Below are 25,506 nucleotides of genomic sequence, written 5' to 3'. Positions count from 1 at the left end.
AGCTGGATACGGTCACGCATCGACCGAACTTGCTCGCAAGCCTGCGTACGGAACCCGGAACCGGCCAGATTAGTGACACTCACCACCGGTTTCACAAAGGCGGCGCGTTGCCGCTCCTCACCCGATTGGCCTAGCGCCGTTCAACTGACAACCACATCGACCCCGGAGTCCACATGAATTCACCCACCCGGCCCGTCTCGCTACCTGGTGCGGCGGCTCTCATCGCAGCGCTCATCATCACCGTGCTGTTTCTATCCGGCCTCTACGTGCAGTTGACGAGGTTCTCGCTAACCCCGCAGATGGTGGCTGTGCAACTGACCAGTTTCATCCAGAACCTGGTGTTTCGAACCGGACTGGTTTATCTGATTGTTCGCTGGCACGGCGATCATCGCGATCAGCTTGCGTTTCGTCGTCCCGCACGGCTGCTGACGGCCTATGCGTTATGCCTGCTGGTCTGGCAGATCGCGCAGATATTCATCATCCAGATGGTGGTGGTGAGCTTGGCTGGCAACGGCACGTATCTGACGGTCATCTTGAAGCTCATCGCGCCGGTGAGTGCTGCCCTGTATGCATTCGTGGCCTGGCTTGCGTGGCGGTTCGTCACGCGCGTGTTTCGCAACGATGCGTTACCCGAGGCGCCCCGCGGTCACGCAACGCGGTACATTGCGGGCCTCGCGGCCTGGCTGTTCGCAAGCGTATGGCTGCTTTTGATGACGCTAACGGTGCCGATGCTGCTCGACACCTTCGACGACGACCTCATGCGCACGATGTTCAGCTACGTTGGCGCGTTGGTGGTTCCCGCGGCGCTGATCTTTGCGGGAGCGAGGCTTGGGCTGCGTCGCGATCTCGCTCGACTGCACGGCTGGCGTTGGCTGGGCGCGTCGCTCGCGGCGATGGCATCCACCGCGGTTCTGTTCTATTTGGCGTTGCAGTTGCTTGACGGCATGCTTGCGGTGGCCGTGTTGTCCGGAACGATGGCGATCGTTGTTCTCGGCGGGGCCTTTGTGGCTTACTGGGTGTGGTTCCGCGTGTTCTACGCGCCCGTGAGCCGCGGCACTGTCGAAACGTCGCGGGGAATGTCGTCGTCGTAGAAGCCGAACGCGGGTGAGGGTGATTTGCCGGCGCACGACACGACGGCGGATCACCGGAAGATTGCGGATTCCGATGCCCCCTCAAACATGCCCCTCATGTTCGATCGGCGCGCCATGCCCCGCCCGCGCCGCAACGATAATCGGTATCCCTGACAATCTCGCCGCCCGCTTCGCCCCCATCGACGTCAGGATCGGCACGAGACACGCCGTCGGGACGATCACCGTCGCAGCCGGCACCATCGGTTTGAACTTCGGAATCATCTCGCCGATGATCGCCGGGTTCGCGACCGCGGCGCCGGCCGTCGACGACGCGGCAAGCCCGGCGGTTCCGTTACCGCCGCCAAGCAACTTGTCCGCCAGAATCAGCGGCACACCCGTCACGACGATCACCGCGAGCCCGAGCCCGAGCCCGAGCCCGAGCGCGATGCCCGGCAGCCCGGCAGCCCGCTCTTCGTGATCACGTTGAGATCGATACCGTTGCCGAGCGCGAAGCCGAAGAACGGGATCAGCGGATGCACGCAGCGCCCGAACAGCTCGCGCAGGTCTTCATCGAGGTTGCCGAGCGTGAAGCCGATCTGGCGATTTCCGCGCGACTCGGGTATCTCCGCGCAAGCGGTCGGTGTCGAGCCGGCGACGGTCGCGCAGGATTGTGCGTGCGGCGTCGCCGCTACACCGACACCCACCCGACATCGCGCTTCAGATTCTCCACCCGCTGCGGCCGCTGATACAGATACCCCTGCGCGTACTGAATCCCGACCGTATGCAGCGCGCGATGCTGCGCTTCCGTTTCCACGCCCTCCGCGATGATCTTCAGGTCGTAGTGATGCGCGACGGACGCGATGCCCTCGATCAACCCCGCGCTGCCGCCGTTCAGTTGCGAGACGAACTGCCGGTCGATCTTCACGTAGTCGAACGGAAAGCGCGACAGCATGTCGAGATTGCTGTGATGCGTGCCGAAGTCGTCGATCGCGAACTTCGCGCCTTTTGCTCTCAACGCATGGAAGATCGCGGTGGTTCGCGCATTCTTCTCGAGCAGGATACGCTCGGTGACTTCGAGCACCAGCGTAAAGCCGGGCGGCAGCGCGCGGATCGCATCCTCGACGACGGACACGAACCGCGTGCGCTCGAGATCCTTCGGCGCGATGTTGACGGCGATGCGCAGCGGCATCGACGGCGTCAGCGCGGACAGTTCCGACACGGCTGTCCGCAGCACGAATTCGGTCACTTTCGGCAGCACCGCGCTCGATTCGACTTGCGGGATGAACACGGCCGGGCTGATGGCCCCCCACTTGGGATGCTCCCAGCGCAGCAGCGCTTCGACGCCGACGGTCCTGCGCGTTCCAACCTCGACGATCGGCTGGTACACGACATGGAGTTCGTCGCGCCTGAGCGCGTTGCGGACGGCCTTCAGCAACAGCCGGCGCGGTGCCATGGCCAGCAGGTAGGCCGCCATCACGAGGCCGTCCGCCAGCAGCACGATCGTGATGCCGATCAGCCGATAGTGTTGCCGGACCTGCGACGCATAGTGCGCGGATGCGGCAACCGACACCGTGAACGGCCAGCGGGGCGACGCGATCGTGCTTCCGCCGGCGGGTTCCGCGGCCGATTCCGGCGTGAACTTTCCGTGCTGATCGAGATGGCCTGAACCCGCGATCGACAGCGTCGCGGTTTCCGTCCCGTAGCGGGCGCCGTGCGCCAGCGCGTCGGCCACGTAGTCACCTTCGATCAGGTAGAGCACGCCTGCGCCGGGCGCGGTGGCGTAGAACACGGGCAGCACCGGAATGCCCTGCTGGAACGGAGTCTGGCGCAGCAGCGTGACGAGCGTCGTTCCCGGTTCCGGCTCGTGTGTGTATGCGCCGAGCGGCAAGTCGATCGCCCCCAGCGCCGACGAGCACATGACGCGGCCGTCGTTCACCAGCGCAACGGCGCGCAGGTAGCGCAGGCGCGTGCCGATTTCGGCGAGCGTCCGGAATACCGTCGCGCACGGCCGCCCGACGAGTGCGGTCAGTTCGTCCACATGTCGCAGGCGCGCACCGTCCAGGATGCGGTCCACCGATGCCACGATGTCGTTTGCCACCACGCGTTCATGCTCGGTGACGGTATCGCGCGCGTAGCGGTCGGCCAGCGCGATCGCGAATGCCGGCACGAGCACGCAAACGATTACGGCGACGAAAAAGACAACCCGCGGCCACGCGCCGCTGCGCTGGAAAACTGGCTTCGAGCCTGGCGTGAACGCCGACATTCCCGCGGTCGCCTTGGGTGTTGTGTGTTGGGAGAGGCAAGTCGAACCGGTCGATACACCAGCGGCGCGCATGCATCATGCCCCGTTCGGGCAATGCGCTGTGCGCGCCGGTGTCGCGATGCGATCGATTCTACGGTCGCAACGGGCCTCTGTGGCAACCCCGTCGCAATCGGCCGTTCATTCCGAGGCTTGCCTCTATGAACATGCGTATGCAGTGCATATATATTGGCGTCGCGCACCGAAAAAACCCCCGGCCGCATGGTCTTGCGGCCGGGACGAAAAACACCGTCTCTTGGCACGAGGATGGTGCGCGGCAAGTATAAGATGTGATGAGAGATTACGAAATATTGTTATTCAACAATTGGTGTAGTTTTGTCATTGTGTCTCGACGAGAAACATTCTTTCGAGATGCTGTCTTCGCCGACCTGCCGGCGGCCTGCAATCGGTCGCCACGCGATACGGTCGCGCGTCTCGCCTTAGCGTCCGGATGAAAAAAATACCGTGGCTTCGGTCATCGCGACCGATGTTGCAGCGCAACCGACGGAGGCTCGCCGTGGATCCGGATTGCCGTGACCGTGCAAGCCCGCCATTACCTGCTCGATCGCGCGCTCACGTCGCGCGATACGCCGTGCTACGACACCATCAGCGGCGAGCATGGAGCGTCTTCGAAAGGTGAACGAAAGAAAATGCGCGCGCTGCTGCGCAGCATTGCGGCCCCCGCGATGCGAGCCGGCGCCGCCAGCGCGTTCATGCAGGTGCTGCAGGAATCCGGTGGTGAATGAGCGATGCTTTGCCGGAGCGTCTCGCCGGCCGCGATTCAGAAATCGTTGCGCATCTTGCGTAGCAGGTCGCCGGCCGACTGGTGGGTATCCACCGCGGTGAGGACGTCGGTCAGGAACCACGGCAGGTTCAGTTGCGTATTGGAATCGCTGACGCATACGCGGATCGGCGGCGCCTTCGACGGCGAGCGGGTGTCGGTCGTGGCGTTGCGGGACGGCACGCAGTTGTTCGCGTGCGCCTGAACGGGAACCGTCTCGGCGCTGCCGGATGTTGCGCCGGCGGCTGCCGGCAAGCTGACGGCGGCAAGCAGGGTCAGGACAACGACAGGGGCAACGCGTTTCATGGGATTCTCCGGCGATGCTCGTTCGACCGCGCGGGCGGACGCGAGTTCGTCGGCGGCACGGTTGCGAGCCGCGCTCAGCCGCGTGCGACGTTCGCTGCGCGCGCAGGTTGCCGGCTACGCCACTGTTGCGGCGATTCGCCGGTCCAGCGCCGGAAGGCGCGCGTGAATGCGCTGTGTTCCGAATAGCCGAGCAGCCACGCGACTTCCGCGAGGGTCAGCCGCGGATCGTTCAGGTGGTCGATCGCGAGCCGCCGCCGCGTGTCCTCGCGCAGTATCCGGAAGTTGAGCCCGAGTTCGGCAAGCCGCCGATGGAGCGTGCGCGACGACACATGCAGGTCCGACGCGATCTGTTCGATGCTCGCTTCGCCTTGCGTCAGCAGGCGTGCGACGGCTTCGCGCACCGACTGTTCGAGATCGTCCGTCTGCCGCAGTTCGGCAAGCAGCGTGCTCGCCTGGCGTTCCATCATCTGCAGCAGCGCGTCATCCGGTTGGCGCAGCGGCTGCGTGAGCAGGTGCAGCGGGAACGCGAGACGGTTCACCGGCTGGCCGAACCGCACCGGGCAGCCGAAATAATCGACGTACGGCCGTTCGTCGCCGGGCGACGGATGCATGAAGCAGACCTCATCGGGCCCGTCACGCGTGCCGGTGATATTGCGTGCGAACTGCACGATGGCCGTGAGCGCGACTTCGTCGACGAGCGGGCCGAGCGGCTCGGGCGCGTCGTGCCATTCGATCGCGACCGACGTCGCTTCGACGCGCACTTCCATGCGTGCGACGTTCGCGATCAAGTGTTCGTATTGCTGCCAGCGCGCGAGCGCGGCGCCGGCATCGCGGCACGCATGCAGTGCGTAGCCGAGCGCGCCGAGGTGGGCGGGTGTGATCCGCTGGCCGACGTGCAGGCCGAGCAGTGGATCGTCGAGTGCGCGCACCGCGCATTCGAGCAGGCGCCGCCAGTGCGCGCTCGCGTACAGCGTGAGGCCGCGGTCGTCCTCGGGAGGCCGCGCCTCGCCGAGCACGCGCGCGGCGTCCCTGCCCTGCTCGGACAGATAGTCGAACAGCAGCCGCACGTAGGTGCTCGAGTAGTAGACGCGCTGCGTCGATAGCGGGGAGGCGGCGGGCATGGCGGAAAGTGTCAAGTAATCGTCGGCAAGTGTCAACGCGGGGCGACCCACGCGCGACCATACTGCCGATCAATTCTTGATCGAGGCCGCAACATGCCGACCGAGTGGATGACGTGGCTCCATGCGTTCCTGGGTAACGACGTGGACTGGAAGCAGGTGCTGCTGATCGGCATGACGCCGGTCTTCCTGATCGCGTTCGCGATCGAATACGCGGTGATGACGCGGCGCGGCCATCGTGAGCCGTTTCGCTGGAAGGAGATCGTCGCGAACCTGTCGCTCGGCGCCGGCTATCAGGTGGCCGAGACGGTGATGGGGCTCCTGTTCACGGGCGCGATCTTCGCGTGGGTCTACCGGCACCGGCTGTTCGACGTGCCGGTGAACGGCTTCACGATCGTGCCGATCTTCGTCGTCGTGGAGTTCTGCTACTACTGGTTTCATCGCACGTCGCACCGCGTGCGCTGGTTCTGGGCCGCGCACGTGCCGCATCACAGCGGTGAAGTGATGAACTTCACGACGGCGATGCGGCAGTCGCTGCTGAACGCGTTCGTCGGCGTGTTCGTGTTCTACCTGCCGCCGGTCTGGATCGGCATCCCGCCTGCTGTCGTGCTGTTCCTGCTTGCGGTCGATCTCGCCTACCAGTACTTCGTGCATACCGAAGCGATCGGGCGGCTGCCGCGCTGGTTCGAGTACGTGTTCGACACGCCGTCGAACCATCGCGCGCATCACGGCCGCAACCCGCGCTACATCGACAGGAACTACGGTGGCGTGCTGATCATCTTCGATCGCCTGTTCGGCACCTATGTCGAGGAAACGGAGCCGGTCGATTACGGGATCACGCAGCAGATTCGTTCGTACAACTTCCTGGTGCTGAACCTGCACGAATTCGTCGACATGTGGCGTGACGTGTTCGCGCCGGGGCCCGTCATCCAGCGGCTGAAACACCTGTGGATGCCGCCCGAATGGGAACGGCCGGGGCATCGGCCGATCCACACGTGGAGCGTCGAGCGCAAGGACGAGGCGGGAGCCGCGACCGCGCCGGCGCCGCACGTTGCGCCTGGCGACGACGCACCGGCAGCCGGGCGCAAGATCGTACAAGCCACCCCGACGCGATTCGGCTAACCTGCGTGCTTTCCTCGGCGAAAGGCGCGGCGGGCAATGACGAAGAAAGTATTCTGGGACGATCCCTACCGGACCACGCTGGATACGGTCGTCAGCCGCGTCGACGGCGATCGCGTGCAGGTGGACGCGACCATCTTCTTTGCGTTTTCGGGCGGGCAGGAAAGCGACGCGGGGTCGCTCGGCGGCTATCCGGTCATCCGGGCCGACAAGCAGGGTCTCGACATCGTCTATACGCTGCCGCGTGATCATGCGCTGAGCGTCGGGGATCGCGTGACCTGGCGCATCGACTGGGCGCGGCGGTACCGGCTGATGCGTCTGCACTTCGCGGCTGAAATGGTGCTGCAGCTGGTCTATCGGCTCAGGCCGGGCATCGAACGCATCGGCGCGCATATCGGGCAGGACAAGGCGCGCATCGACTTCGCGAGCGACACGAGCGTGGCACCGCTCTTTCCCGAGATCGAATCGGCGGCGGCCGACCTGTCGAAGCGCGACCTGCGCATCGTGACCGACTTCAGCGATGTCGACGCGCAACGCAGATACTGGACGGTCGACGGCTTCGCGACGATGGCGTGCGGCGGCACGCATCCGGCGTCGACCGGCGAAGTCGGCATGCTGACGCTCAAGCGCAGGAATACCGGGAAGGGCAAGGAGCGGATCGAGGTCATGCTGGCCGAGCCGGAGAGTGCCGGCGGGCATCGGGGCGAGCGGGTCGCGTGACCGTCGGAAGCGCACGCTCGAAAGGTTGAATGCCGTCGCCGATACGCGATTCGGCAAGGCCTTGGGTCCGCGCATGTATATTGGCGATCCATGCATCGATTGGCCGGCGATTTCGCGTGGCTTCGTTTGCAGGTCGCCCTGCGCACGCATCACCGGCTGTCCGGATCGTGGCGCGCGCGGTGAAAGATCCAGCGCCAGCATAAAAACAGCCAACATTCCGAGCCCGCGCATGAGCGATACCGATATCGTGTTTCAACCGACCGTGGACGATCTGGTCCACGCTTACCGCCTGAATCTCTGGCGCAGATACAACTGGAAAAATCTGCTCAGGACATTCGCGATCATGTCGATTGTGTACGTCGTCCTATTGTTCGGCGGCTTCCGGGTGGCAAGCGGCGCGTTGCCCGAATGGCGCAATGTCTGGTGGATCGCGGGAATCGCGGCGGTGGTCACGATCGGCGTGCCGCTGCTCTACCATCTGGTAATGCGTCGTGTCGCTCGCAAGATCTACAGCCAGCAAAAGACCCTCCATCAGCCGCACACGGTCATCTGGCGCAGCGAATGCTTCATCGTCGAATCCCCGACTTCGCACGAGGAATTTCGCTTTGCGGATCTTGTTCACTGGAGCGAGGATCGTTACGTGATCCTGCTTTATCAGTCGGCGGTGATGTTCCGCCTCATACCGAAGCGGGCGCTTGCGGCGTCGCAGGTGGACCTCCTGCGACGGACGCTGCTACAGAACGGCGTCCGCAAGATCTAGCGGGCCGGTGCGCACACCCTGAAACCCGGACGCGGTGCTTCGTCCGGGTTGCGAAACGGGCTGGTCGCACGATGCGATGCCCGCGTCACGTTACTGATACCCGTAGCACTGCTTCAACCCCGCGTAGTCGTAGAAGTGACTCCCCGGCGCGATCTTCGCGCCGTCGCACGCAGCCTGGAAATCTGTTTCGCGCTCGTTGTACAGCATCTTCACGATGAGCCGCGACCCGTTGCGATAGACATCCCACTGCATGTTCGCGGCCATCGGCGATACCTTGTCGCCGCGCCACGGGTTGTTCGCGTACGTGTACGTCTGCGCTTGCGGCGTCGGCACGAACACGTTCTTCAGGTTCATGATCGACGCAAACGGAATCACGATCTCCGCATGCGTGAAGCGCAGCTTCGCGGCGCGGGTCAGGTCGCCGCGCGCGATCGCATCGACTTCGCCGAAGAAATCGTCCTGCAGCACCTTCGCCATCCGGTACGTGACGGGGTTCGCTTCCTGGATGCCGGGCCCCTTCTGGTAGTAGTCCTCGGCATCCTGCAGATACGCGAGATACTGCGCCTGCTCCGCGCCGATGTACTTCTCCATCGTGACGCCGCCGGTTTCCGCCGTCATCGCGGGCGCAACCTGCAGCAGGTTGTACAGCACGTTCACCGCATCGACGGCCGTCGCGATCTTCGTCTTGCCGTCGCCCTTCAGCGTGTTGCTGAACTTGCCGTCCGCCGACGTGAACGCATAGGTTCCCGTGTTCGCGAACGTGTAGCCATCGGTGCCGAGCTTCGCGATGAAGGCCTGCGACACGAGCGCGGCGAGTACCGTTTGCGCGACCTCGGCCGCCCGCGGCGCGGCCTTGATCGCGTTGAGCTTCGCGGCTACCGTCGCGTCGTTCGCATAGGCCTGGTATGCCTGGCTCGCCTGGTAGGTCGCGTAGTACGGATTGCCTGTATCGGTCACGAGGTCGGTGGCCGGCTTCAGCGAGTGGAAATACAGCAGGAAACGGTTGGTGCCGGCCGGCTGGGCGACCGGCGCGTTCGCGGGATAGCCGGACGGCGCGGCCGGCAGCGTGATCGCCCGGGCCAGCGCCGGCTGCGCGGCCACGAGTGACGCGGAGAAATAGGTCGAACTGTCGACCGCGCGATCCTGGCCCGAGTTGACGACGACGATCTGCCGGTTGCCGGCCGCGAACAGCGCGGGCAGCCGCTGCGCGAGGCGCGCGGCGAGTTGCTGGTGTTCACGGATGCCGGTTTGCGTGAGGTTGCCGTACCCGGGTGTCGAGATGCCCGCCACGCCATAGCCGAGCAGCGCATTGGCCTTCATCATCGCGTACGTATCGGCCTTGAGTTGCGCGCCGAGCGCGGTCAGCGCGCCGTCCGCCTCGGCCTTGACCAGCATCGCGTAGATCGCGCCGTCGTACTTGAAGCCCGACAGCCCGCGCGACCCGTGGCGCGCGACGAGTTCGGTGTAGACGGGCGCGTAGCCGGCGGGCGGCGCTTCGTACGTCGCGGCGTCCTGCTGCGGACGGTAGGGCGTCTTCGTCTGGTAATAGGTCGCGGGGGCCGGCGTGGGCTGGGGTTGCGGCTGCGGTGCGGGTGTCGAGCCGCTGTTGTCGGCAGAGGCCGCGGGCGGTGTCGAATCTTCCCCGCCGCAAGCGGCGAGCAGCAGGCAGGCAACGGCGAGGGCGGTGGCGGTGCGGGGCGGGCGTGTCATCGTGGCGTGCAACGGGCGGGGCGACGCGGGTTCGCGTCGTCCCGTTTCCGGGAGGGATCGGTCAAGCCCGGAAGTGTTGCAAGCGACTTTGACAGCAGAATGTCAGGATGCGGTCGGGCAATCGTCGGATTGCCGCCGGATCGCGGGTGGCCGGCTGTCGCCAGCCCGTGTGCCGGCGTTCAGTGCAGCCCGGCCGATGCGATCGAGCGCACGGTGTCGGTGACGTTCACGCAGCGCGACAGGCCGAAATGCTCGGCTTCGCGGCGCTCCGGTTCGCTGCTCGCGATCGCAAATGCGCGTTCGGGCGGTACGCCGAGTGCCTGCAGTGCGACGTCGTAAGGATGCTGGTTCGATCTGGAGTCCTGCTGATTGGCGTCCGTGACGACGACCGAGAAGCGGTCGAGATTCGCGCGGCCGAACTGGCCTTCGAACATGTCGCTGAGCCGTGCGGCCGGTAGCGTCGTGACGAGACCGAGTCGATATCCTTCTTCCGATGCCCGGTCGAGCCACTGGATGATCGCATCGCGTTGATGGCGCGATTCGTGCGAATCCGGTGTTGCTTCGATTTGCGCGAATGCAGCGTCGAGACGGGTGACGATGGCTTCGATAACCACGGTGATTCCTCTTCAGAGACGTGATGATCCGTTCGCCGACGGGAATGCCACACACCTTAGCGTCGATCCGGAAAACGCGACCAATTAATATTTTTATCCGACCTATACGGTTTGGCTAATGAATAGGCGGGCGAGCCAGAACCGGCGCGGGATGCGGGTCGCGCGGCATTTCTCGTGCGACATGCATCGCATCGACGGCCGTCGATGTGATGCACCAGATTCGAGCACGTTGTGGATGCAACCGTTATATGTATATAAAAAAACGGCATATCGGGCGATGTGCGCCCGATATGCCGTTGTGTGACGCCGGGTGCCGGTCGTCGATCAGTGCAGCTTGATCGACGGCTGGTTGCGGCTTTGCAGCCAGTGGCTCAGCGACTGGAACAGCGCGCGCTTCACGCCGACCACGCTGAACAGGTGCTTGCGATACAGGAACTTGTACAGGCCGATCGCGGCGAGCCCGTCGACGATCAGCGAGCGCGAACGCACGCCGAGGTCGGCCTGATACACGGCGCCCGCATCCCCGAGCGACACGACGGTGCCTGCATCGCGGAACGTGAAGCCGGCCACCGGCTTGCCGGCGACACGGCGCGCGAACGCGTTGACCAGATACACGGCCTGCTGGTACGCGACCTGCGCGCGCGGTGGCAGGAAGCCGCTCGCGCCGGCCGTCGGGCACGCGGCGCAGTCGCCGAACGCATACACGTGCGGATCGTCCGGCGTCTGCAGCGTATCGGTCACGATTACCTGGTTCGACCGGTTGAGCGCGATGTCGCCGATCTGCCGCAGAAGCGCGGGCCCTGCCACGCCGGCCGCCCAGATCGTGATGTCGCTCGCGAGCCGTTCACCCGTCGCGGTCGTCACGGCATCCGCGCCGACTTCTGCCACGCGGGTATCGGTCAGCACGTCGACGTTCAGCGCGCGCAACTGCGCGTGCATCTTCGCGGACAGCCGCTCGTCGAGCGCCGGCAGGATGCGCGGGCCGCCTTCGATCAGCCGGATGTGCACGTCGCGGGCCGATACCAGCGCCTTGAAGCGGTACGTCGTCAGTTGCTGGATCGCATGCCGCAATGCCGCTGCCAGCTCGACGCCCGTGGCGCCCGCACCGATCACGTTGATGCAGATCGGCGCCGCCCGCCGCGCGGGCTGCTGCTCGGCCAGGTGATTCGCCTTCGTGCAGGCCGCGAGGAACTTCCGGCGGAAATCCTCGGCCTGGTCGAGGTTTTCGAGCGGCAGCGCATGGCGCGCCGCACCGGGTACGTTGAAGAAGTTCGTCACGCTGCCGACGGCGAGCACGAGGTCGTCATAGCCGAGCTCGCGCTGCGGCAGGATCTCCGTGCCGTCCGCGTCATGCACCGCCGCGATCGTCGCCGTGCGTGCCGCGCGGTCGACCCGCTGCAGCGCGCCTTGCACGAAGCGGAAGCCGTGGCGCTTCGCTTGCGCCGCGTATTCGATCGTGTGGGAGGCCGGGTCGCGATGGCCCGATGCGGCTTCGTGCAGCAGCGGCTTCCAGAAGTGCGTCGGGTAGCGGTCGACGAGCACGACTTCGGCTTGACCGCGGCGCCCGACCGTATCGCCGAGACGCGTGGCGAGGTGCAGGCCGCCGGCGCCGCCGCCGACGATCACGATGCGCGGCAGGCGCGGTGCGCGGTCCGTTGCAAGGTTGGGCGTGGTGTTGTCCATGTTGGGCTCCCGCTGAATGACGATTCGGATGACATTGCTCAAGAACCGACGATATAGTTTCGAACCAACGCGAACAATTTAATGTTTATAAGCGACTCATATGTATTCACTTATAGGAAAGACCGCGACGTTCCGGCAGTTGAAGGCGCTGGACATGATTGCGCGTCTCGGCAGTGTGTCGCGGGCGGCCGAGGAGCTGAACCTGACGCAGCCGGCCGTGTCGCTGCAGGTTCGCCTGCTCGAGGAGGCGGTGGGCGCCGCTTTGCTGCAGCGGGTGGGGCGCGGCGTGCAGCTGACCGCGGCCGGCGAGATCGTGTCGCGCTATGCGCGCGAGATCCTGCACTTGTGGAGCGAGGCCGGCGACGAAGTGGCCGCGCTGACGGGGGATCTCGGCGGCACGCTGCGAATCGGCGCGATCACGACGGCCGAGTACCTGATTCCGCCGCTGCTCGTGAAATTCACCGCGACGCGTCCGCATGTGAAGACCTATTTCAAGGTTGGAAATCGTGACGACATCATCCGCATGCTCGCGACCCATGAAATCGATCTCGCGGTGATGGGCAGCGCGCCGAAGGAACTGCGTACGCATGCGGTGGAGTTCGCGAAGCATCCGATGGTGTTCGTCGCGGCGCCGGGCCATCCGCTGATGCAGCGCAAGCGCATCTCGCTGAAGGATCTCGAATCCTCGCACCTGCTTGTGCGCGAACGCGGCGCGGGTACGCGCTCGACGGTCGAGAACCTGTTCAAGACGGGGGGCTATCGCTTTCATGTGGGCTCCGAACTGTCGAGCAACGAAGCGATCAAGCAGATGGCCGAAGCGGGGCTCGGCATCGCGTTCCTGTCGTTGCACGCGTGTGCACTCGAACTGCGCACCGGGCTGCTCGGGCAACTGCCGTTCCCCGGCAACCCGATCGAGCGCGAATGGTATGTGGTCACGCTCGCCGACCGGCGCATTTCGCAGGTCACGGGGCTGTTCCGCGATTTCCTGATCAAGCAGGGCGCACCGGTGATCGACGGCGCGACGGTGGCGCCGCACGAGCGGCGGCGCAAGTAAGCGGACGACGCCGGCCGGTCGTCCGGTCGGTCAGACGAGCCCGAAATCGTCGTTGCTGTCGGGGATCGACGCGAGCAGCCGTTCGAGCCGGTACCAGCCGAAGATGCGCAGAAACCAGGCGGCGAGCGTGGTGCGGTTGTTGCGGGAGTCGGCGCTGGAACGAAGGCGCGCGGCGCCGGACGGCGAAGCGGCGGCGAAGGCCGCGCACTGCGGGCGGGAATGAGGCATGACGGGCTCCGTAGGTGTCGGATGGGGCCATCGTAAGCGGCGTGGCGCTCGCCGGCGCGCACGCAAGGATCGTCCTGAGCAGAAACGGATGATCTTTTTTTGTGCGGCAGGATGCGGCCCCCGCAGGCGCGGCACGCCGGCCGAAAACGCGTCACAATGCGCGTTCGACACACGATCTGGTGGAGCCAAGCCATGAGCGACCCGATTCTCGCCGCGCCGCCGGACAACGGCGTCCCGGTCAGCTTGCGTTCCAGCCGCGGGCTCGGCTGGCGGGGCTTCGGCGCGGCGCTGCTCGACATTCGCGCCGGCACATACCGGATTCCGGCGGCCGACCATCATCGCATCGGCGTGCATATCGGCGGGCCCGTTCGCGCGGATTGCGTGTGCGACGGCGAGCGCGTGTCGCGCATCCAGGCGCATGGCGACGTCGACGTGATTCCAGCCGGCCTGCCCGGCCAGTGGACCGACAGCGCCGACTGCCGGATCCTGCACATCATGCTCAGCGACACGTTCGTGCGGCGGACCGTCGAACAGCTCGAACTGAAGCCGTCGCAGGGGCAGATCCGCCGCCGGCTGCAGGTGCGCGATCCGCGCCTGCAGCACATCGCGTGGGCGATGGCGGCCGAACTCGAAGCGGACGATGCGTCGGACCCGCTCTATGCGGAAAGCCTGTGCACGGCGCTCGTCGCGCGGCTGGTCGATGGCCAGCCGGCGTTTCGCGGGCGCCGGCGCACGCTTGCGCCGAAGGCGGCGGCGCGCGTGATCGACTATGTCGAGGCGAACCTCGAGCGGCGCATGACGCTTGCCGAACTCGCGGCGATCGTGTCGATCAGCGTGCCGCATTTCAAGGTGCTGTTCCGCGAAACGCTCGGGATGCCCGTGCACCAGTACGTCGTGCGGCGCCGGGTCGAGCGGGCGAAGGCGTTGCTGCTCGAAGGCCGGCTCAGTATCAGCCAGATCGCGCTCGAAGCCGGGTTTGCACACCAGAGCCACATGGCGAACTGGATGAATCGCGTGCTGGGCGCGACACCGACGGAGATTGCGCGGTCGGGGGCGGGGGCGCGAGGCGGGCTGCGGCTGGCTTACGGTGGCGAAGGCAGCGCGAGTGACGCGTGACGGAGCAGTGGCGTCACGACGGATGTAGGTGCAGTGTCTGATCGAATCGTTGGCAGGCGAGCGGGCAGCTGCACGAGGCACTGACTTACCGACTTTCACGGGTTTGCCTATTGGGTGTGGGATGCGGTAGGGTGCGGTTTTGACTTTGTAAGTAACGCCAATCATGAATATGCAGGCGCTAAGCGAAGCGATCGCCGCAGCGATGGCTGTGAAGCTCATCGGCAACAAGGCGTTTAAGGGTGTGGTGCACGCCTCATGACGAAGCGCGACGTTCCGCAAAGAGCCTATGTGGGCCTGCACCGTGAGATTGCGGGCGTTGTGGAATCCACGCGCGCGGCCGCGGCCCGCAGCGTCAATGCATTGATGACGGCGACTTACTGGGAAATTGGTCGGCGAATCGTGGCGTTCGAGCAAGGTGGCGCGGGCAGGGCCGCGTACGGCGACGCCCTGATCAAGCGCCTTGGCACTGATTTGTCGCAGCGATTCGGCCGTGGTTTTGGCTGGCGGAACCTCGCGCAGATGCGTGCCTTTTTCCTCGCCTGGCCGGCTGGGCGGATTTTGCAGACGCTGTCTGCAAAATCGCTTGATGCTGGGATTGTGTCGACACCTTCTGCAAAATCGGCCGAACGCATGGCTGCCGACCACCCTGCTCGGCATATTCCGGACCCGGATGTCCTCGCGCAGGCCTTCCCCCTGCCTTGGTCTGCATATGTGCGCCTGCTTTCCGTGAAGACGGCTGACGCTCGGGCGTTCTATGAAGCCGAGGCGTTACGCGAAGGCTGGTCGGTGCGTCAGCTCGATCGACAGATTGGCAGTCAACTCTACGAGCGACTGGCGCTGTCGCGCAACAAGGCCACGCTCCTAGGCAAAGCATCTGGCGTTCAGAAGGGTGATCTTCTCACGCCGGAGGAAGCGATCCGCGATCCGTTCGTTCTCGAGTTTCTCGATATGAAGGACGAGTACTCCGAGTCGGACCTAGAGGCAGCCTTGATCCAGCACCTCGCTGATTTCTTGCTGGAGCTCGGCGATGACTTTGCCTTCATTGGGCGGCAGCGGCGCCTCAGAATTGATGACACGTGGTTCCGGGTCGATCTGGTGTTCTTTCATCGTCGGTTGCGATGCCTGCTGATTATTGATTTGAAGGTCGGACGCTTCAGCTATGCAGACGCGGGCCAAATGCACCTGTATCTGAACTACGCTCGCGAGCATTGGACCAAGCCTGGGGAAAATCCGCCGGTGGGCCTGATCCTGTGTGCTGAAAAAGGCGCCGCGGAGGCACATTACGCGCTGGATAACCTGCCAAACAAGGTGCTTGCGGCTGAATATCAAATGGTGTTACCAGACGAGGCTACCTTTGCGCGGGAATTGGACCGCACCCGTGTTGAGCTCGAACGACGTGGCCGCGGCAAGTGAGTCTGTGATACGAACACGGGACGAACGATGCCTTGTTCGCGAGTGATCGAGGATGGGGCGTTCGACGAATGCGGGGCTCTCGTAATTTCTGGTATCGAGTCGAACACCGAGATCACACTTCGGAATACCTTGGCATTTGACGGGATGGTCGACGCAGCGACCAATACGCGGCGCAGCCGCCAGTTAATCCGTCATCCTTTCCTGCTCCATTCATCCCTCCCTGCGCGCCGCTCCGGCCACGCAACCCGACAATCACCGCACCTTCATCCCCCCAGGAGTGGATCGTGTTCGTGATCTTCGGAGCATCAGGCAATGTCGGCCTGTCGACCGTGACGGCCTTGCGCAACGCCGGCCATCCCGTGCGCGCGGTGTTGCGCGACGCACGCCATCGTGAACGTTTCGTGCAGCTCGGCTGCGACGTCGTGATCGCCGAGCTGACCGACGCCAACGCGGTCGCATCTGCAATCGACGGCGCACAGGCCGTACAGATACTGTGCCCGGTACCCGTCGCCGACTCCGATCCGGCCGCGACGATGACGCGGACGATCGACGTCGCAGCCGCCGCGCTCGCCGCAAACCCGCCGCCCGTGCTGCTCGCACTGTCGGATTACGGCGCGGAGCGCGAAGGCAACACGGGCATCACGCGTCTGTTTCATCACCTCGAGGAGCGGTTGAAGACGATCCCGACGCAACTGACTTTGCTGCGTTCGGCCGAGCATCTGCAGAACTGGACGCGGATCCTGCCGGTCGCGCTCGGCACCGGTGTGCTGCCGAGCTTCCACCATCCGGTCGGCAAGGTGTTCCCGACGGTCTGGGCGCCCGACGTGGGCGTCGTCGCTGCGCGGCTGCTGCTCGATGCGCCCGAGGGCCGCAACGGGCCGCGCATCGTCAGCGTCGAAGGGCCGAGGCGGGTGAGCGTGACCGCGATTGCCGATACGCTCGGCGCGGCAGCTGGCCGCGCGATCGTCGCGCATGAGCTGCCACGCGAAACGTGGACTGCGACGCTATTGCGCGCGGGCCTCAGCGAAGGCCACGCGCAACTGATCGTCGATCTCTACGACGTGCACAACGCCGGGCAGATCGATGTCGAGGCAGGCGTGTCGGAGCGCGCTTACGGGACGACGCCGCCGGTAGATGCACTCTCGCAACTGGTGCGCCAGCACGCGCGCTGATCGAAGCGGCAACGCGTGGCGCACGTGACAGACATCACGCCGCCCGCCGCACCTTGTTCAGTACCGCATACGAAAGCGACCCGATCACGATCCCCCAGAACGCGGAGCCGAGGCCGAGCCACGTCATGCCCGACGCGGTTGCGAGGAACGTGATCAGCGACGCCTCGCGGTGATTCTCGTCCTCGAAGATCCCGTGCACGTTCGCGCCGATCGCGCCGATCAGCGCGAGCCCGGCGAGGATCGCGACGAACGCTTTCGGCAGCGCGAAGAACACCGTGACGATCGTGCCCGCGAAGAGCCCGCCGACCAGGTAGAACGCACCGTTCGCGAGCCCGGCGACGTAGCGCCGCCCCGCATCCTCATGCGCGTCCCTGCCGGTGCAGAGCGCGGCCGTGATCGCCGCGACGACGATCGTGATCCCGCCGAAGCACGCAACCACGAGCGACATCACGCTGGTCGCCGTGATGATCGGGCGCGCGGGTGTGTGATAGCCGGACACGCGCAGGATCGTCATGCCCGGCAGGAACTGGCCGGTGAGGCTGACGACGACGAGCGGCAGCGCGAGGCTGAGCGTCGTGCCGAGTGTCCATTCGGGCGCGATGAAGATCGGGTGCGCGATGCTCGGCGACACGTTGCCGAGATGCGTCATCCCGAGCGCCGTCGCCAGCGCGGCGCCCGTCAGCAGCACGAGCACGATGCTGTAGCGCGGCAGCAGGCGCCTGAAGATCACGTAGGCCGCGATCATCCCGAACGCGAGCGCGGGCTGCTCCGACGCGGCGGCGAATGCATGCGTGCCGAACGGCAGCAGGATGCCAGCCATCATCCCGCACGCGATGCCGCGCGGAATGTGACGCACGAGCCGGTCGAAATAACCGGTGACGCCGATCAACAGGATGATCAGCGCGGCCGTGATGTAGGCGCCGACGGCCTGGTTGAGCGTCAGTTGCGGAAACAGGCCGACGAGCAGCGCGGTGCCGGGTGCCGACCACGCGGTGATGACCGGCACCTTCAGTTTCCAGCTCGCGAACAGGCCCGATACGCCCGCGCCGATGGAGATCGCCCAGACCCACGACGACACCATCTCATTGGACACGTGCGCGGCCTGCGACGCCTGGAAGAAGATCGCGAGCGGGCCCGCGTAGGAAATCAGTACCGCGAGAAAGCCGGCGGTAATCGCGGAAACGGACCAGTCGTTGCCGATCGCGCGGATTGCGCCGGGCGGGGTGTTCGGTTGCATCGTCGTGGGGGCGTGCGGCGCGTGGCCGAGGGCAGAGCCGGGGCGAATGATTGTTGGAAGCCCCGGACGAGCCGCCATTCTGGACATTGGCGGCTCACTTGGCAATGCGCGGGGGAGACGATCGGCGCTGTCGGCATTTTGTAATATTCTGGCCGCTAGCGAGCAGGATCGACGGAGATTGAATCGACTTGCTCCACCACCTTGACCGCTTCTTTCAGATCGCCTTCGAGCGTGCGGCCGTGGCTGTCGTAGAAGACCTGCGTCGTGTAGATCGTCAGCGTGGCGGCAACGGGCCTGCCGTGGTCGCTCCAGTTGACGGGCACCGTATAGGGGCCGACTCGTGCTCCCGACAGGCCGGGGATGGCGTCGCCCGCGATGCGAATGCCCACCGGGGCTCCGCGAATCTCGAAAGTCGCCAGCACGAAGCGCTCCAACGTCGGCTTGTCGCGGAACAGCGGGAGAATGTCTTCGTTGAATCCGACTGTGCCTTCCGCAAATCCAGGCAGTGGAAGCAGGGCGAGCAGCATGGCCGCCAGAACATTCCGTAGCCCGATGCGCTCGCGAGATTTCGCGCCCTGTGTGTTCATGATCGACACTCCTCTACCGGATTCCCGTGGTTCGTGACATCGGGGGACTCTACCGGAAGCAATGTCGATGTTGTATCGGAGCGGTGGGATCGACGTGGCGCGCAAGCCGCGACGGGAATCGACCGCCCGTCACGTACTGATCTGCAGCACCTTGTCGACCACCGCCACCTTCACGCCGCTCCCCGTCGACAGCAACGCCGTGCCCTGGTCGAACGGATGCACGGGCGTATCGGTCGGTGTCCACGCATGGCGCGCGAGCAATTCGCGATACCCGCCGCGAATCACGAAGCCGCCGCATTTCCGGCCATACGCGTCGCGTCGCATCCGGTACGCGCGCGGCAGGTCGTACCACGGCAGCTTCGGCAGGTCGTGATGGACGAGGTGATAGTTGTTGTTCAGGTACAGCAGCCGCATCGCGAACCCGGCTTCGTTGATCGTGATGCGTGCCTTCGGATGCCGCGCGGCGCGGTGCTCGTACAGCGAGCGGATCATCGCGAGCGATAGCGCGGGCCACGTGACGGCCAGCAGGTAGTACCACCACGGCACGCCGATCGCCCATTGCAGCCACGCGAGCAGCGCGGCCACGCAGGCGGTGTGCGTCGCCCACATCGGCAGGTAGCGGAAGTCGCCGCGCCGGAACCCGGCGCACGCATCGGCGAACGTCGCGGCGACGCTCAGCGGCGGCCCGACGACGATTCGTCCGATGAAGGTCTTGCGCGCGACCGTCAGCGCGCGGCGCCAGCGCGGCAGCCGCGCCCAGCGTTCGCGCGTCACATAGTTCGTTTCGGGATCGACACCCGGCACGGTCAGGTCTTCGTCGCGGTGATGATCGAGATGCGTGTCGCGATACAGCGTGTACGGATACCAGACCGTCAGCGGCGGATAGCCGAGCAGCTTGTTCACGAATGCGGAGCGCGTCGGATGGCCGTGCAGCAGCTCGTGCTGCAGCGACAGGTGCCATGCGCCGAGCAGGATCAGCGGCGGCGTCGCGGCCGCGAGCGACAGGGTCCGTTCGCGCACGAGCAGCAGCACGGCGAGCCAGCCGCCGTAGATCGTGGCAACCAGCAGCCAGGTCGGCCATTCGGTGCGGGCGGTGAAGCGGGCGTGGAGCGCGGCGATCGCACGCGCGTGGTCGACGTCGAAGTATTCGGCCATGGCGTTGAGGCAGGATTGAACGGGCAGTGCGGGGAACGAGCGGTTGAACCGGTGCGCTCGGCCCGGTGCGCAGGTGTCTCGCGGATCACGGTCGGCCTGTCCGGTATCGCGACGATGGCGATGCTCGGGCAGGCACCACGACGGTACCGGGATCGCACGGCACGGCCAACCAATCGATTCGCAATTGCTTATCGTCGCGCGGCCGATAAGCTTCGGGCGCGCGGCATGACGGTCGTGCCCCCGTTCCGGCGTGATGAACCGGGTTCCGCTGTGCCGCCGTCGCTGCGTAGAATGCCCGGATGAGCCAATGGATCGCCGCCCTGCCGATGTACAACGTGACGCCGCGCCACGCCGTGCTGTGGCGCGCGCTGCTGCGCGACGCGCTCGCCGCGTTCGCGACCGCGGGCGGGCCCGCCGATGTCGCGCTGCCCGACGAACCGTTCGGCGACCTGCACGCGCTGTGGCGGCGGGGCGATCTGCTGCTGTCGCAGACCTGCGGCTATCCGTACCGGATGCTGGGCTTGCGCGACGACGTGCGATTGATCGCGACACCGTGTTTCGATGCGGACGGCTGTGACGGCGCGCAGTACCGCAGCATGCTGGTCGTGTCGGCGCGCGCCCATGCGGGCGGCGCGACGACGCTCGCCGCCTGCCGGGGGCTGCGGGCTGCATTCAACGGCGAGGATTCACACAGCGGGATGAACGCGCTCCGGCATGCGGTGGCGCCGCATGCACATGACGGGCGGTTTTTCGGATCGGTCACGCCATTCGGTTCACACCTGAACGTGCTGCGTGCGCTGGCTTCGGGCGAAGCCGATTGCGCGTCGATCGACTGCGTGACGTTTGCCTATATCGGCGACGCGTTGCCCGATCTGCTGAAGGACGTCCGGATCATCGGTACGACGGCCTCCGCGCCGGGATTGCCGTTCATCGCATCGTGCGGGCTGCCGGAAACGCTGATCGGCGCATGGCAGGATGCGCTCGATCGCGCGGTCGCCGTCGATGCGGAGCGCGCGCGCGTGCTGAGACTGAAGGGATTCGAACGGCTGTCGCCCGATGCCTACGAGGCGATCGAACGGTTTGCGCGGGAGGCCGCCGCGCACGGATATCCGGAGCTCGCGTAGCGCGCGGGAGCGGTGCGCGGCCTGACAGGGCGCCGCCCGATGGCCGATAGAAGCGGCGACAACTGTGGGTCGCCCGAGGCCATTCAGATCCGGATGTCGGTTCAGGTTCGGCGAAGGCGCCACGGCGCAGCCATGCCAGCCGCGACGCTCCCGCCATGCCGCTTACTCTTCGTCCATCAAGCGGACCTTGACCCGCTTGCCCTTGATCTTCCCCGCATTGAGCTTGCGCAGCGCGTCGCGCGCGACGCCGCGCTCGAGCGCGACATAGGTCGAGAACTCGGTCACGTTGATCTTGCCGATCTGCTTGCCGTCGAACCCGGCGTCGCCGGTCAGCGCGCCGAGCACGTCGCCCGGACGGATCTTGTCCTTGCGCCCGCCGAGGATCTGCAGCGTTTCCATCGGCGGCGTCAGCACGCCGTCGTCGGCCGGCTTCAGTTCCGCGAGCGGATGCCATTCGACTTCGCGCTTCTGCGCCTGTTCGATCCCGCCGACGCGGCCCATCTCGTCCATGCTCGCGAGGCTCAGCGCCCAGCCGTCCTGATCCGCGCGGCCCGTCCGGCCGATGCGGTGCACGTGCACTTCGGGATCGGGCGTCACGTCGACGTTGATCACGGCCTCGAGCTGCGCGATGTCGAGCCCGCGCGCGGCGACGTCGGTTGCCACCAGCACCGAGCAGCTGCGGTTCGCGAACTGGATCAGCACCTGGTCGCGCTCGCGCTGGTCGAGCTCGCCGTGCAGCGCGAGCGCGTGGAAGCCTTGCGCGTGCAGCACGTCGAGCAGGTCGCGGCACTGCTGCTTCGTGTTGCAGAACGCGATCGTGCTCACCGGCCGGTAATGGTTCAGCAACTGGCCCACCGCATGCAGCCGCTCGTCCTCCGTCACTTCATAGAAGCGCTGGCGGATCTTGCTGTCGTCATGGCGCTCCTGGAGCTTGATTTCCTTCGGATTGCGCAGGAACTGCTGGCTCAGCTTGACGATGCCGTCCGGATAGGTCGCGGAAAACAGCAGCGTCTGGCGCGTGGTCGGGCACATCCGTGCGACCTTCGCGATGTCGTCGAAGAAGCCCATGTCGAGCATCCGGTCGGCTTCGTCGAGCACCAGTGTGTTCAGTGCGTCGAGCTTCAGGTTGCCGCGATCGAGGTGGTCCATGATGCGGCCCGGCGTGCCGACGACGATGTGCGCGCCGTGCTCGAGGCTCTGCGCCTGCGGGCGCATCGGCGTGCCGCCGCAGAGCGTCAGCACCTTCACGTTCTCCTCGGCGCGCGCGAGGCGGCGCACTTCCTGCGCGACCTGGTCGGCGAGTTCGCGCGTCGGGCACAGGATCATCGCCTGCACGTCGAAGCTGCGCGCGTCGAGGCGTGCCAGCAGCGCGAGCGAGAACGCGGCGGTCTTGCCGCTGCCCGTCTTCGCCTGGGCGATCAGGTCCTGGCCGGCCAGCGCGATCGGCAGGCTGGCGGCCTGGATCGGCGTCATGTCGACATAGCCGAGCTGCGCGAGGTTGGCGAGCGTGGCGGGCGTCAGCGGCAGCGCGCTGAAGGGTGTGGCGGTCGGTTGGGTCATGTCAGGAGAGATCTCCGAGGTAAGGCTTGCCTTCCATCTGTTCGTAGGCGACGTTGCCTTCATCGTCCTCGAAGCGCTCGAGGTAGTTGCGCGCGCCGCACAGCGGGCAGCGGAACAGCAGCCCCTGGCCTTCGTCCTTGATGACGACGTCGGACTGCTCCCACTGCGTGCCGCAGCTCTGGTTTCGGCAAGTAAACACGGTTATTTCTCCAGCTGAATTCGGTTGATGGCGCGCCCGGCGGGCGCGGCAACGAGGTGCGGCACTCGCGCAGCTCGGGCGCGGGCCGCACCGGCGGTCGCGTGGACCGCGTCGATGCGGGTGGTGGATCGGTGGCGACGGCGTCGCGCGTGCCCGCAATTCTAGCGGATGCGGGCGGCTGGGGACGACTGATCGCGCGTGGCCGGTAGCGGGCGCGCGGCCGGGGCGATCGGCTGCGGTTCGGCTGGTAGCGGACGACATTGTGGGCGACCTTGCGGGCGACCGGTTGCGGGCGACCGGCAGCAAGCGACCGGCAGCGGATGACCGGTAGCGAGCGACCGGTAGCGGATGACCGGCAGCGAGCGACCGGTAGCAGACGACCGGCAGCGAGCGACCGGTAGCGGATGACCGGTAGCGAGCGACCGGTAGCGGATGACCGGTAGCAGACCACCGGCAGCGAGCGACCGGCAGCGGATGACCGGCAGCGGATGACCGGCAGCGGATGACCGGCAGCGGATGACCGGCAGCGGACGACCAGCAGCGGACGACCAGCAGCGGACGACCAGCAGCGGATGACCAGCAGCGGACGACCCGCAGTGAACGACCAGCAGCGAACAACCAGCAGTGAACAACCGGCAGCGCTGCGACGTGCAATGTAGCAGCCGACGAAGCCTCCGCAGGACGAAGCACGCCGCTCCATCCCCATCCGCCATGTAAAACGGCCGCCCCGGAGGGCGGCCGTGCGGTGCGGCGAATCGGGGCCGGACGCGTTACAGCGCCATGTCGGCCGCGGCCTTCGCCGGGCGCGCCGGGGCCGTGCCCGTCGCCTGCGACGGCGTCGCCATGTCGATCTTCGGCGGCGGCGAGAGCTGCAGCACGTCGCTCGTGTACGTCCATTCCTCGACGACCTTCGCCGGGCTGTCGTTCAGCTTCGTGCCGTAGCTCGGCACGATCTGATGGATCTTCTGCTGCCACTCGGGCGTCGCGACCTTGTCCTTGAACACCTTCTTCATCAGGTTCAGCATGATCGGCGCGGCCGTCGACGCACCCGGCGATGCACCCAGCAGGCCCGCGATGCTGCCGTCCTGCGAGCTGACGATCTCGGTGCCGAGCTTCAGCACGCCACCCTTCACCGGGTCGCGCTTGATGATCTGCACGCGCTGGCCGGCCTGCCACAGGCGCCAGTCTTCCTTCTTCGCGTTCGGGAAGTATTCCTTCAGCGCGTTGAAGCGGTCGTCGTCGGACAGCATCAGCTGGCCGGCGAGGTACTGGACCAGCGGGAATTCGTCGACGCCCACACGCATCATCGGCGCGACGTTATGCGTGTTGGTGCTCTTGAGGAGGTCGAAGTACGAACCGTTCTTCAGGAACTTGGTCGAGAACGTCGCGAACGGCCCGAACAGGATGATCTTCTTGCCGTCGATGATCCGCGTGTCGAGGTGCGGTACCGACATCGGCGGCGAGCCGACCGACGCCTTGCCGTACGCCTTCGCGAGATGCTGCTTCACGACTTCGGGGTTCTCCGTCACGAGGAACGAGCCGCCGACCGGGAACGCGCCGTAGTCCTTCGCCTCGGGGATGCCCGATGCCTGCAGCAGGTGCAGTGCACCGCCGCCCGCGCCGATGAACACGAACTTCGTGTCGACCGACTGCGCGGGTTCATCCGAGTGCAGCTTGACCCACGTCACGTGCCACGTGCCGTCGGCATTGCGCGTGATCTCGCGCACTTCGCTCGACAGCGACAGCGTGAAGTTCGGCTGCGTCTTCAGGTAGCCGACGAACTGGCGCGTGATCTCGCCGAAGTTCACGTCGGTGCCGATCGGCGTCCACGTCGCCGCGACCTTCTGGTTGCGGTCGCGGCCTTCCATCATCAGCGGCACCCACTGCTTGATCTGGTCGTAGTCTTCCGAATACTGCATCCCGCGGAACAGCGGGCTGGCCTGCAGCGCCTCGTAGCGCTTCTTCAGGAAGCGGACATTGTCGTCACCCCACACGAAGCTCATGTGCGGCGTCGAGTTGATGAACGAGCGCGGGTTCTTCAGCACGCCCTGCTTGACCTGCCACGCCCAGAACTGGCGCGAGATCTGGAACGACTCGTTGATCTCGATCGCCTTCGAGATGTCGACCTTGCCGTCCGCCTTCTCCGGCGTGTAGTTGAGTTCGGCGAGGGCCGAGTGGCCGGTGCCGGCGTTGTTCCAGCCGTTCGAGCTTTCCAGTGCGACGCCGTCGAGGCGCTCGACCATTGTCATCGACCAGTCAGGTTGAAGCTCGTGCAGCCAGACGCCGAGCGTCGAGCTCATGATGCCGCCGCCCACCAGCAGGACGTCGACCTTCTTCGTATCGGCGGCGTGCGCGGACGATGTCGCGACGCACAGCGCGAGCGCCGACAGTATTACCCGTAACGTTTTGATCACAGCAGATCCCTTTTTCAACTTGGATGCATCGGTTTGCCAAGCCGCCCGGCGCGCGTGTCGACCGCGG

Annotated in this window: 23 protein-coding genes and 1 pseudogene; 10 read left to right on the top strand and 14 right to left on the bottom strand. The window is 65.8% G+C overall.

All coding sequences use genetic code 11. The features are described from left to right. Positions 1-173 precede the first annotated feature (173 nt). Complete coding sequence (locus ACPTTF_RS32225; RefSeq protein ID WP_423369700.1) at positions 174-1,091, top strand: hypothetical protein; 918 nt, start codon at positions 174-176, stop codon at positions 1,089-1,091. A gap of 81 nt (positions 1,092-1,172) precedes the next feature. On the opposite strand, the pseudogene ACPTTF_RS32220 reads toward ACPTTF_RS32225, so the two are convergent. Beyond that, positions 1,173-1,666, bottom strand: a pseudogene (locus ACPTTF_RS32220) (2-keto-3-deoxygluconate permease); the annotation flags it as partial. 92 nt (positions 1,667-1,758) lie between these two features. Next, positions 1,759-3,405, bottom strand: coding sequence for an EAL domain-containing protein (locus tag ACPTTF_RS32215; protein WP_208101904.1), 1,647 nt, complete (start codon positions 3,403-3,405; stop codon positions 1,759-1,761). A 497-nt stretch (positions 3,406-3,902) separates the two neighbouring features. Between ACPTTF_RS32215 and ACPTTF_RS32210 the strand changes: the two genes are divergently transcribed. After that, entirely contained in the window at positions 3,903-4,115 is a 213-nt protein-coding gene (locus tag ACPTTF_RS32210; RefSeq protein ID WP_423369699.1) for a hypothetical protein, read from the top strand. Positions 4,116-4,150: 35 nt separating this feature from the next. On the opposite strand, the gene ACPTTF_RS32205 is transcribed toward ACPTTF_RS32210, so the two are convergent. Beyond that, entirely contained in the window at positions 4,151-4,456 is a 306-nt protein-coding gene (locus ACPTTF_RS32205) for a hypothetical protein (protein WP_423369698.1), read from the bottom strand. Positions 4,457-4,530: 74 nt separating this feature from the next. Beyond that, positions 4,531-5,577: an AraC family transcriptional regulator gene (locus ACPTTF_RS32200; protein WP_423369697.1), complete on the bottom strand. Its 1,047-nt coding sequence runs from the start codon at positions 5,575-5,577 to the stop codon at positions 4,531-4,533. 93 nt (positions 5,578-5,670) lie between these two features. Between ACPTTF_RS32200 and ACPTTF_RS32195 the strand changes: the two genes are divergently transcribed. The 3 genes from ACPTTF_RS32195 (at position 5,671) to ACPTTF_RS32185 (ending at position 8,173) form a co-directional block, all read left to right on the top strand. Beyond that, on the top strand, positions 5,671-6,696 hold the full coding sequence (locus ACPTTF_RS32195; protein WP_423369696.1) for a sterol desaturase family protein: 1,026 nt from the start codon (positions 5,671-5,673) through the stop codon (positions 6,694-6,696). A gap of 36 nt (positions 6,697-6,732) precedes the next feature. Next, on the top strand, positions 6,733-7,413 hold the full coding sequence (locus tag ACPTTF_RS32190) for an alanyl-tRNA editing protein (RefSeq protein WP_423369695.1): 681 nt from the start codon (positions 6,733-6,735) through the stop codon (positions 7,411-7,413). Between the two features lie 229 nt (positions 7,414-7,642). After that, on the top strand, positions 7,643-8,173 hold the full coding sequence (locus ACPTTF_RS32185) for a YcxB family protein (protein ID WP_423369694.1): 531 nt from the start codon (positions 7,643-7,645) through the stop codon (positions 8,171-8,173). Positions 8,174-8,263: 90 nt separating this feature from the next. Here the strand turns inward: ACPTTF_RS32185 and ACPTTF_RS32180 are convergent, their stop codons facing one another. The 3 genes from ACPTTF_RS32180 to ACPTTF_RS32170 all read right to left on the bottom strand — a co-directional run bounded on the left by ACPTTF_RS32180 (position 8,264) and on the right by ACPTTF_RS32170 (position 12,180). Continuing rightward, positions 8,264-9,883 carry a histidine-type phosphatase gene (locus tag ACPTTF_RS32180; protein WP_423369693.1) on the bottom strand — a complete coding sequence of 540 codons (1,620 nt, stop codon included), beginning with the start codon at positions 9,881-9,883 and terminating at the stop codon, positions 8,264-8,266. Between the two features lie 179 nt (positions 9,884-10,062). Beyond that, complete coding sequence (locus ACPTTF_RS32175; RefSeq protein ID WP_423369692.1) at positions 10,063-10,497, bottom strand: phosphatase; 435 nt, start codon at positions 10,495-10,497, stop codon at positions 10,063-10,065. A gap of 324 nt (positions 10,498-10,821) precedes the next feature. Continuing rightward, entirely contained in the window at positions 10,822-12,180 is a 1,359-nt protein-coding gene (locus ACPTTF_RS32170; protein WP_423369691.1) for an NAD(P)/FAD-dependent oxidoreductase, read from the bottom strand. Positions 12,181-12,280: 100 nt separating this feature from the next. Between ACPTTF_RS32170 and ACPTTF_RS32165 the strand changes: the two genes are divergently transcribed. Beyond that, positions 12,281-13,234 (top strand): LysR family transcriptional regulator, encoded by a 954-nt coding sequence (locus ACPTTF_RS32165; RefSeq protein ID WP_423369690.1) that lies wholly within the window; start codon positions 12,281-12,283, stop codon positions 13,232-13,234. Positions 13,235-13,264: 30 nt separating this feature from the next. Here the strand turns inward: ACPTTF_RS32165 and ACPTTF_RS32160 are convergent, their stop codons facing one another. Further along, positions 13,265-13,462 carry a hypothetical protein gene (locus tag ACPTTF_RS32160; protein ID WP_423369689.1) on the bottom strand — a complete coding sequence of 66 codons (198 nt, stop codon included), beginning with the start codon at positions 13,460-13,462 and terminating at the stop codon, positions 13,265-13,267. A gap of 192 nt (positions 13,463-13,654) precedes the next feature. On the opposite strand from ACPTTF_RS32160, the gene ACPTTF_RS32155 reads away from it, so the two are divergent. The 3 genes from ACPTTF_RS32155 (at position 13,655) to ACPTTF_RS32145 (ending at position 17,163) form a co-directional block, all read left to right on the top strand. Continuing rightward, entirely contained in the window at positions 13,655-14,578 is a 924-nt protein-coding gene (locus ACPTTF_RS32155) for a helix-turn-helix domain-containing protein (protein WP_423369688.1), read from the top strand. Positions 14,579-14,833: 255 nt separating this feature from the next. After that, positions 14,834-15,991 (top strand): PDDEXK nuclease domain-containing protein, encoded by a 1,158-nt coding sequence (locus ACPTTF_RS32150; protein ID WP_423369687.1) that lies wholly within the window; start codon positions 14,834-14,836, stop codon positions 15,989-15,991. Between the two features lie 284 nt (positions 15,992-16,275). Next, positions 16,276-17,163 carry an NAD(P)H-binding protein gene (locus ACPTTF_RS32145; protein ID WP_423369686.1) on the top strand — a complete coding sequence of 296 codons (888 nt, stop codon included), beginning with the start codon at positions 16,276-16,278 and terminating at the stop codon, positions 17,161-17,163. A gap of 34 nt (positions 17,164-17,197) precedes the next feature. Here the strand turns inward: ACPTTF_RS32145 and ACPTTF_RS32140 are convergent, their stop codons facing one another. The 3 genes from ACPTTF_RS32140 to ACPTTF_RS32130 form a co-directional block, all read right to left on the bottom strand. After that, on the bottom strand, positions 17,198-18,400 hold the full coding sequence (locus ACPTTF_RS32140) for a benzoate/H(+) symporter BenE family transporter (RefSeq protein WP_423369685.1): 1,203 nt from the start codon (positions 18,398-18,400) through the stop codon (positions 17,198-17,200). A gap of 155 nt (positions 18,401-18,555) precedes the next feature. Beyond that, a complete protein-coding gene (locus ACPTTF_RS32135; protein WP_166955446.1) occupies positions 18,556-18,987 on the bottom strand; it encodes a hypothetical protein in 432 nt (143 codons plus the stop codon). A gap of 129 nt (positions 18,988-19,116) precedes the next feature. Continuing rightward, positions 19,117-20,142, bottom strand: a complete 1,026-nt coding sequence (locus ACPTTF_RS32130; protein WP_423369684.1) for a fatty acid desaturase — start codon at positions 20,140-20,142, stop codon at positions 19,117-19,119. Between the two features lie 299 nt (positions 20,143-20,441). Between ACPTTF_RS32130 and ACPTTF_RS32125 the strand changes: the two genes are divergently transcribed. After that, positions 20,442-21,266, top strand: coding sequence for a phosphate/phosphite/phosphonate ABC transporter substrate-binding protein (locus ACPTTF_RS32125; RefSeq protein WP_423369683.1), 825 nt, complete (start codon positions 20,442-20,444; stop codon positions 21,264-21,266). A 162-nt stretch (positions 21,267-21,428) separates the two neighbouring features. Here ACPTTF_RS32125 and dbpA read toward each other — a convergent pair whose 3' ends face one another. The 3 genes from dbpA to mqo form a co-directional block, all read right to left on the bottom strand. Further along, a complete protein-coding gene (dbpA, locus tag ACPTTF_RS32120; protein WP_166955443.1) occupies positions 21,429-22,826 on the bottom strand; it encodes an ATP-dependent RNA helicase DbpA in 1,398 nt (465 codons plus the stop codon). 1 nt (position 22,827) lies between these two features. Further along, positions 22,828-23,025: a hypothetical protein gene (locus ACPTTF_RS32115; RefSeq protein WP_423369682.1), complete on the bottom strand. Its 198-nt coding sequence runs from the start codon at positions 23,023-23,025 to the stop codon at positions 22,828-22,830. Positions 23,026-23,795: 770 nt separating this feature from the next. Then, entirely contained in the window at positions 23,796-25,439 is a 1,644-nt protein-coding gene (gene mqo / locus ACPTTF_RS32110) for a malate dehydrogenase (quinone) (protein ID WP_423369681.1), read from the bottom strand. Positions 25,440-25,506: the final 67 nt, after the last annotated feature.

Origin of the sequence: Burkholderia crassaminum (assembly GCF_964265005.1) — a bacterium.
Classification (GTDB): domain Bacteria; phylum Pseudomonadota; class Gammaproteobacteria; order Burkholderiales; family Burkholderiaceae; genus Burkholderia.
The sequence above is the reverse complement of the archived record's forward strand: the minus strand, read 5'-3'. Positions and strand labels throughout refer to the sequence as shown.